Here is a 7,783-nt window from a genome sequence, read left to right as displayed (position 1 = left end):
AAGAGAGCCTCCGGGTCTTCGGGTTGGAGGATGATCTTTTTGAATCCGGTATGACACCAACCCGTCGAATAGGGTAACTTTTGCAATTCTTCCTCTTGCACCAGCTGCTGTGCTAAAGCTAGCTTTTAGTTTTTGCATCAGATATTCCTGCTGCGTAGAGCCTGGCCTCGAGCCCCCTCTTCACCTCGGGCCACTCGTTGTCAATGGTGGAGTAGACAGCCGTATTGCGGATTACGCCATTGGGGTAAATCTGATCCTTGCGCAAAATTCCCTCGAAAGTAGCTCCCAGTTTTTCGATGGCTTTGCAACTGCGGCTGTTGCGGGCGTCGGCCCGGAACTGCACCCGGACGGCCTTCAGTTGCTCAAAGGCGTGGCGGATGAGCAGATATTTGCTTTCGAGGTTGGCATACCCCCCTTGAAAAGGGGTGAAAATCCAGGTGGTGGTTTCCAGCGAGCGGTATTTTGTATTAATCCGAACATACCCGGTGCGTCCGGCCATTTTGCCGCTGGCCCTGTCGAAGATGGCCCAGTTGACCCGGTCTTTGGCCGAGAGTAGCGATCCGATATAGGTTTGCATAGCCTCCAGGGTGGGTTCCGTGGGCGCATTGCTAAGATACTGCACCATCTCGAGATCGAAATGCTCGAGCAAGGCGGGGGCGTGCTCGAGGCTCAGGGGCTTAAGAATAATGAAACGGCCCTCCAGTGTAACGCACTCGTGCCACATATAACCAAAAACTATCATCTTTGTGGTCTAGACTATGTACCAAATGATTCGAGTTGGTATCCTTACCATTTCCGACCGCGAGGCCCGCGGCGAGGTTGAAGACCGTACATATGCCGTGTTGCGTGAAACCCTGGCCTTTGGCCCCTACGAGGTTACCGGCTATGAGATTATCCCCGACGAGCCTGCCCAGATCAAACGCCTGCTGCGCCTGTGGACAGACCGCGACGGTCTGGATCTGATCCTGACCAGTGGCAGCATCCGCCTCAGCAGTCGCGACCACGTGCCCGAAGCCACCCGCGATATGCTGGAAAAGGAGGCTCCTGGCATTGCCGAGCTCATCCGGATAGAGGCCTATAAGAAAAACCCACTGGCTGCACTTTCCAGAGGGGTTGCGGGGGTGCGGGGCAAAACCCTGATCGTCAACCTGCCGGGCGGCCCTCAGGGGTGTAAAGACTCCCTCGAGATCATCCTTCCCCTGATTCCCGAAGCTGTCCAGCGCATTACCGGTCGCCCGGTCGCCCAACTGGCCCACGCCCTCTCGTTCGACTAAGTATCTCCACGGTATGGGGTCGCGGCATCAGGCTCGGCATACATCCGAGTACCGGGGCCGCTGCTATGCCAGTGGGCTGGATGGACTCGACAGATCCCGTTGGACGCAGCGCGCTGGTCTGGTAGCCAAAAAACCGGTATGCGCCCCCGAAGCGAGCCGCACCAGAGTGGCCCGCCGCTGTCTGAAGGTCGGAATCCATGCGGGAATAAATTACCGGAGCATTTCGAGCGGTTTTCCGAAAGAATGAGCCCGTTCCCTGGACAAAATGCTGTGCATGGCCAAATTGCAGAGCGAGATACGCTTTCTCAGCCAATCCTTCCGCTCCCGACATTTATCGCGGCTCTCTCTATTTTTGCCGCTATTCCCGGTCGCAAAAAACGAGTCCAGTACAACTTTTTGACTTTTGGGGATGGCTGGGTTCTTTCCGGGAACGCTCTAATTTGCACCTTTGTGGGCAGCTCCCTCGGCAAAGGGCCAGAAAGGGGGCTGCTCCGCCCCCTTTGTTAAGAGCCGTAAGGGGGATTCCGTAACGCTTGACAGTTTGAAAACAGGGTCGGGGCTACACAAAAGATGATAGGCTTCCCCTTGATTGGCTATGCATTTTGAAGAAATGCTCACCCTGCTTGTGCACAAAGGCGCCTCGGATATCCATTTTCATGCCGGAATTCCTGTGCTGGCCCGCATCGGCGGCGAACTCAAAACGGTCAGCCAGGGCGCCATCACCCCGGAATTCACCACCAGCCTGGTTGAGAAGCTGTGCACCCCCCAGCAGCAAGCCCGCCTGCGCACCTTCCGCCAGGTAGACGTGGCCTATAGCCTCCCTGGCCTGACCCGGCTGCGGATAAACCTGTTCTACCAGCGCGGCTCCATCAGCGCGGTGTTTCATACCCTCAGCAGCGAAGATACCGATCTCAGCAAAGTTAATGTGGGATCGGAATACCTCGAGTTTTTCCGCGATCAACGCCGGGGCCTGGTGCTGGTTACGGGGCCTATTGGCGCAGGCAAATCCACCACCCTGGCCAGGCTGGTAGACGAGATCAACATCCACCATGCCCGAATCGTCGTCACCGTCGAAGACCCCATCGAATACCTGCACCGTCCCAAGCGCTCCGCCGTCATCCAGCGCGAAATTGGCTCCGATGCGGTTTCCTACGAAAAAGCCTTGCTGGCCGCCATGCGCCAGAATGCGGATGTGATCGTAATTGGCGAAATCCGCGACCAGGCCACGGCCTCGGCAGTGCTCAATGCAGTCTATACCGGCCATCTGGTGCTTTCGACCTTTGTTTCCAGCGACAGCAGCAGTGTGCTGAATCGAATGCTGGAACTCTTTAGCCAGGGCGAGCGCAACATCAACCGGGTGCTGTTAGCCGAAAGCCTCCTGGGCATCATCCACCAGCGCCTGGTGCCCACTACCGATGGTGAGCGCGTTCCTGTTACCGAGGTTATCACCATGACCACCCGCATCCGCGAGGCCCTCAAACAACCCGGCCAGACGGATCGCCTGCGCGAAGTGTTGCGTGAGCAGGGCCTGGAGGGGTACCAGAGCTTTGACGAAAACTTGCTCTCTCTGTACAACAAGGGCAGTGTGGACTACCAGACCGCCCGCCTGCACGCCCAGAACCCCACCCAGTTCGAACTTGCAATCCTGCGCCAGTCCGACCATCAGGGCTTTGGCGACTGGACGGATGAATAGAACAGTCTGCAAGTCAGCGCGTTCTATGCAATTGTGGAGCCGCCGTGGGTATTGAAGTATCAGCCCTGAACAGAAGGGATGCCGCAGGGTGTAGGAGCGATAGCGGGTCCCGATGGGCCTCTACCCAGGAGGGGCGGTATCGTCTACGAGGAGTGCGGTAGGGTTACATACTGTATTTAACCTGCCCTTACACGATAGAGTACAGGCATGACTCCGCATATCTCTGCCCCATCCGGTGCGATTGCCGAAGCCATTTTGCTCCCTGGAGACCCCCTGCGGGCCAAGTACATTGCCGAGCACTTTCTGGAAAATCCTGTGCTGTATAACCAGGTGCGCAACATGTTTGGCTATACCGGAACCTACAAAGGAAAACGGGTCAGCGTACAGGGCACCGGGATGGGTATCCCATCAGCCAGCATCTATATCCACGAGCTGGTTCAGTTCTACGGCTGCAAAACCCTGGTTCGGGTCGGAACCGCTGGGGCCATGCAAGAACAGGTCAAACTCCGTGACGTGGTGATTGCCCAGGCTGCGTGTACCGACTCGGCCATCAATCATATCCGCTTTGCCGGGCAGAACTATGCTCCTATCGCCAGCTTCGAGCTGATGCGCCGCGCCCACGACCATGCCCAGGCCAGGGGTATGCCCGTTCATGTAGGCAATATCCTCTCATCCGATACCTTCTACCACGACCAGCCCGACAGTTTCAAACTCTGGGCGAGGTATGGGGTACTGGCAGTGGAGATGGAGGCAGCAGGCTTGTATACACTGGCTGCCAAATTTGGCGTACAAGCGCTTTGCATTCTGACCATCAGCGACCATCTGGTAACCCGCCAACAAACAACCGCGCAGGAAAGGCAAGAAACCTTCAACCAGATGATTGAGATGGCGCTAGAAGCTATCTGATGTCCACCAGGTAGGGTGTACAAGCGCCCCGCGAGGGCCGTCCTGAGCCTGGAGGTGGTCTTCATGTTCAGGACTGCCTCCGCAGTGGCAACGACAGCAGCCTGGGTGCAGAGCCAGAGGGTTCGGCGAGGCCAATTTTCCCTGTACCCGTATAATCAAACTCTCTAGCTGCGTGTTTATACGCACTGGGTAGGTCTGGAGGCTCCTTGTGGTTGAAGCGATCAAACCTGTTTCTAGCCTGAAAGGCCGCGACTTCCTTTCCAATCTCGATTTATCGCCCGCCGAATATCGGGCGGTTCTGGACACCGCCCACGCCATGAAACGGGGGGCATTCAAGGGGCTGCGTCCCCTCGAGGGCCAGACCCTGGCCATGATCTTTGAGAAGCCCAGCCTGCGTACCCGCTCGACCTTCGAGGTGGCCATGAACCACCTGGGGGGCCATGCCCTCAACCTCACCAATGCCGAAATTGGCCTGGGAACCCGTGAACCTGTGCGCGACATCGCTTTGAACCTCGAGCGCTGGGTGGAGGGGATCATGGCCCGGGTCTACCTGCACTCCACCGTCGAGGAGTTAGCCCAGTACGCTTCCAAGCCGGTGATCAATGGCCTGTCCGACCTGCTGCATCCGGTGCAACTGCTGGCCGACTACCAGACCATCGAAGAAACTTTCCCCAACACCAGGGGTCTCAAAGTGGCTTACATCGGCGATGGCAACAACATGGCTAATGCCCACATCCAGACTGCGGTGCTGTCGGGCACCAAGCTGACCATTGCGACTCCGCGTGGCTACGAGCCCAATGCGGTCATCTACATGGAAGCCCTGAAGCGTGGCGCTGATATTACCCTAACCCACGACCCCCGCGCCGCTGCGGAAGAGGCCCAGGTGCTCTATACCGATGTGTGGGTCTCGATGGGTCAGGAGGCCGAGGCCAGCCAGAAGCGCAAAATCAAAGACTTTGCTGGCTTTCAGGTCAACCCGGCCATGCTGGACTTAATTGCTCCAGATGGTATTTTCTTACACTGCCTGCCGGCCCACTACGGCGAGGAGGTAGTCGAGGAGGCCACCCTGCACAAAAAGTCCCGGGTGTTTGACCAGGCCGAAAACCGTCTGCACGCTCAGAAAGCCCTACTCTATCATCTGCTAGGCTAGGATGGTGGGAAGCCATGAGCATATCCGCAAACAGGTTGGGCCGCGCCGAGTAGAATCCCCCACAGCGCTGGTTTTTTGCCTGCAACCGATGCTGCTAGAACCTGGCATCCAGCCTGAAGATGAAGACCCCCACCTTCGAAAATCTGCTGGTCATGCTGGAACGAAACCGGATGAAGTTTATCCGGGTGGGTGGTCTGGCGGTGGCGCTTAGGGGTTTCCACCGGACGTGGGGGTACCGCAAAAAAGATCTCGAGGAAAACCCATGAGCAAACCCAAAGTGTTCATTGATGGCGAGGCGGGTACCACCGGCCTCCAGATTCGGGCTCGCTTGCAGTTCCGCAACGATATCGAACTGATCTCGATTGATCCCGCCAAACGCAAGGACATACTCGAGCGCAAGCGCCTGCTGAACTCGGTGGAGGTGGCGATTCTCTGCCTTCAAGACGACCTTGCCAAACAGACGGTGGGGATGCTGGAAAACCCCCAGACCCGCCTGCTGGATGCCAGTTCCGCTCACCGGGTAGCCGAGGGCTGGGTCTACGGCTTTCCTGAGCTAACCCAGGGTCAGCCTGCACGTATTCGTAAAGCGCGGCTGGTCTCCAATCCAGGCTGCTACCCCACCGGGGCCATTGCACTGCTGCGGCCCCTGGTGGATTCGGGACTGCTCCCCTCCAGGTTCGCGGCCTCGGTGCAGGGCATCTCAGGCTACTCGGGGGGTGGGCGGCAACTGATTGATGCGATGGAAGGCCGGGGTGGGCACCGTCTGGCAGGAGATTTCCGCGCCTATGGCCTCGAGCTCACCCACAAGCATGTGCCCGAAATGACGGTTTACTCCGGTCTGGAACAGGCCCCCATCTTCAACCCCGCCGTGGCCCGCTTCCGTCAGGGGATGCTGGACTTCATCCCGGTACACCTGTGGGCGTTACCCCATAAAGTCACCGGGGCCGACCTGCACGAAGCCCTTGCGCTGCGTTACCAGAACCAGCGCTTCATCCAGGTGATGCCGCTGGAAACCTATGCCCAGCACCATCCGGTGCTCGACCCCCAGCGGCTCAACGGCACCAACCGGATGGAACTGTTCGTATTCGAAAATCCGGAACGCGAACAGGCGTTGCTGGTGGCCCGTTTCGATAACCTGGGCAAGGGCGCTTCGGGGGCTGCGGTACAGAACCTCGATCTAATGCTGGGCCTGGAAGGCGACCATACCTACGAGTACTTTGGGGATTGACCGTGCAGACCGTTACAGCGTACCTCGACTATTTGTGCCCCTTTGCCTGGCGGGGCCTGGAGCTGGTTCAGGTGGCGGCCCCGCAACTGGGTCTGGATCTGGAACTTCGGCATTTCAGCTTGGAGCAAGGGAATCATAGGGCAAACGCAGGCCTACCGCGCAATGCCCCGGTCTGGAAACTGGTCGAACAACCCCTGGAAGGCCCCCGGGCTTTGCGGGCTTTTCTGGCTTCACACGCTGCCAGACAGCAAGGGAAGACAGCCCACCTGCGTTTTGCCCTGGAGCTATTTCGTTTGCGTCATCAGGATCAGCGGGAACTGGGCGACGACGAGACTTTGGTGGATGCCGTGAGCCGGGCTGGCCTGGATCTGGAGCGTTTTATGGCCGATCTGGAAGACGAAGAGGGTCGCCGGATCGAATTGGGCCGCGATCTGGAAGCTGCAGGCGAGCTGGCCGTATTTGGCACGCCTACTTTTGTGCTGCCCTCGGGCGATGCAGCCTATTTTCGCTTTACCCAACTCACCACCGAGCCTGAATTGGCAGTGAATTTGTGGGAACTCTATACGGCGGTGTTGCACAATGGAGCCCATATTGAGACCATCAAGCGGCCCCGCAAGTAGGGGAGGTCTATGAATACTGATCGGGAAATACGAAAACACCTGGTTGCCCTGCTGACCATTCGGCAAGCCCACGCCGATTTTGAGGACGCGGTCACGGATTTTCCCGAGGCCCACCTCAATACCCGACCACCGGGTTGCCCCTACACCTTCTGGCACCTGGTCGAGCACCTGCGCCTGGCGCAAAAGGACATCCTGGACTACATTGTTTCCGACCATTACCACTGGCCTGCCTTTCCCGACGACTACTGGCCGGAAAGATCGGCCCAGACCGACCTGACGGGCTGGAATACGAGTGTTCGGCAGTTCCTATCAGACCGGCAAGCGCTGGTCGAAATGGTGCAAGACCCCCGCGTGGACTTGTTGGCCCCGCTCTCCAACAGCCGCGAGCACCGGCACAGTGTCTTGCGCGAGATCCACATCGTCGCGGCCCACAACGCCTACCACACCGGAGAGCTTATTGTGCTGCGGCGGGTGATGGGGATATGGAGCACCTGAAAAACCCGCCCCCGGTTCTGCCAAGGGCGGGCCTGAGTGGGCGAGTGTTCTGGTAAAAAGAAATCCGTATGCGCTGGGAATCTCGAGACGAGCCGCTCACAGTAAGTTCCACCGTTCAACCAGCCGGGTCCAGGTTGAAAACCAGCTTACCTGAGCGCCAGGACTACTGCACAGATTGTCCGTTCAGAGTCACGGTGAAGTTGCCGCAGGCGCTGAACTCGAGGCGCAGGGTAGACTGCTGGCCTGCTGGGTTGGTGTAGACGTACTCCTTGGCCCCGCTATCGAAGTTCATCAGGCGACCCAGGGGGTTCTGGCAGACGGAGCGGTTCCAGTGCAGGGTGGGGTCGGTGTACCAGATCAGATTGCGGTTGTGGCTGCCCCTGGTCCAGGTAGCGCTGCCAGGGTGGGCCTTGTCTA

At 58.4% G+C, this 7,783-nt stretch carries 9 protein-coding genes and 1 pseudogene; 8 read left to right on the top strand and 2 right to left on the bottom strand.

Going from position 1 to position 7,783, the window contains the following annotated elements:
• Positions 1–118 precede the first annotated feature (118 nt).
• Positions 119–742 carry a GNAT family protein gene (locus Q0288_RS17195; protein WP_299433372.1) on the bottom strand — a complete coding sequence of 208 codons (624 nt, stop codon included), beginning with the start codon at positions 740–742 and terminating at the stop codon, positions 119–121.
• A gap of 25 nt (positions 743–767) precedes the next feature.
• On the opposite strand from Q0288_RS17195, the gene Q0288_RS17190 reads away from it, so the two are divergent.
• The 8 genes from Q0288_RS17190 (at position 768) to Q0288_RS17155 (ending at position 7,366) form a co-directional block, all read left to right on the top strand.
• Entirely contained in the window at positions 768–1,274 is a 507-nt protein-coding gene (locus Q0288_RS17190; RefSeq protein ID WP_299433369.1) for a MogA/MoaB family molybdenum cofactor biosynthesis protein, read from the top strand.
• Between the two features lie 595 nt (positions 1,275–1,869).
• On the top strand, positions 1,870–2,967 hold the full coding sequence (locus Q0288_RS17185; protein ID WP_299433366.1) for a type IV pilus twitching motility protein PilT: 1,098 nt from the start codon (positions 1,870–1,872) through the stop codon (positions 2,965–2,967).
• Positions 2,968–3,174: 207 nt separating this feature from the next.
• Entirely contained in the window at positions 3,175–3,873 is a 699-nt protein-coding gene (gene deoD / locus Q0288_RS17180; protein ID WP_299433363.1) for a purine-nucleoside phosphorylase, read from the top strand.
• A gap of 208 nt (positions 3,874–4,081) precedes the next feature.
• On the top strand, positions 4,082–5,023 hold the full coding sequence (gene argF / locus Q0288_RS17175; protein WP_299433360.1) for an ornithine carbamoyltransferase: 942 nt from the start codon (positions 4,082–4,084) through the stop codon (positions 5,021–5,023).
• A gap of 119 nt (positions 5,024–5,142) precedes the next feature.
• Entirely contained in the window at positions 5,143–5,289 is a 147-nt protein-coding gene (locus tag Q0288_RS17170; RefSeq protein ID WP_299433357.1) for a hypothetical protein, read from the top strand.
• Entirely contained in the window at positions 5,286–6,251 is a 966-nt protein-coding gene (argC, locus tag Q0288_RS17165; RefSeq protein WP_299433354.1) for an N-acetyl-gamma-glutamyl-phosphate reductase, read from the top strand. The genes Q0288_RS17170 and argC overlap by 4 nt, the downstream gene beginning before the upstream one ends.
• A 2-nt stretch (positions 6,252–6,253) precedes the next feature.
• Positions 6,254–6,871, top strand: a complete 618-nt coding sequence (locus Q0288_RS17160; RefSeq protein WP_299433351.1) for a DsbA family protein — start codon at positions 6,254–6,256, stop codon at positions 6,869–6,871.
• Positions 6,872–6,880: 9 nt separating this feature from the next.
• Complete coding sequence (locus tag Q0288_RS17155) at positions 6,881–7,366, top strand: DinB family protein (RefSeq protein WP_299433348.1); 486 nt, start codon at positions 6,881–6,883, stop codon at positions 7,364–7,366.
• A 163-nt stretch (positions 7,367–7,529) separates the two neighbouring features.
• Here Q0288_RS17155 and Q0288_RS17150 read toward each other — a convergent pair.
• Positions 7,530–7,783 (bottom strand): annotated as a pseudogene (locus tag Q0288_RS17150) (hypothetical protein); the annotation flags it as partial.

This window comes from uncultured Meiothermus sp., assembly GCF_937863175.1.
In the GTDB taxonomy this organism is placed as follows: domain Bacteria; phylum Deinococcota; class Deinococci; order Deinococcales; family Thermaceae; genus Meiothermus.
The sequence above is the reverse complement of the archived record's forward strand: the minus strand, read 5'-3'. Positions and strand labels throughout refer to the sequence as shown.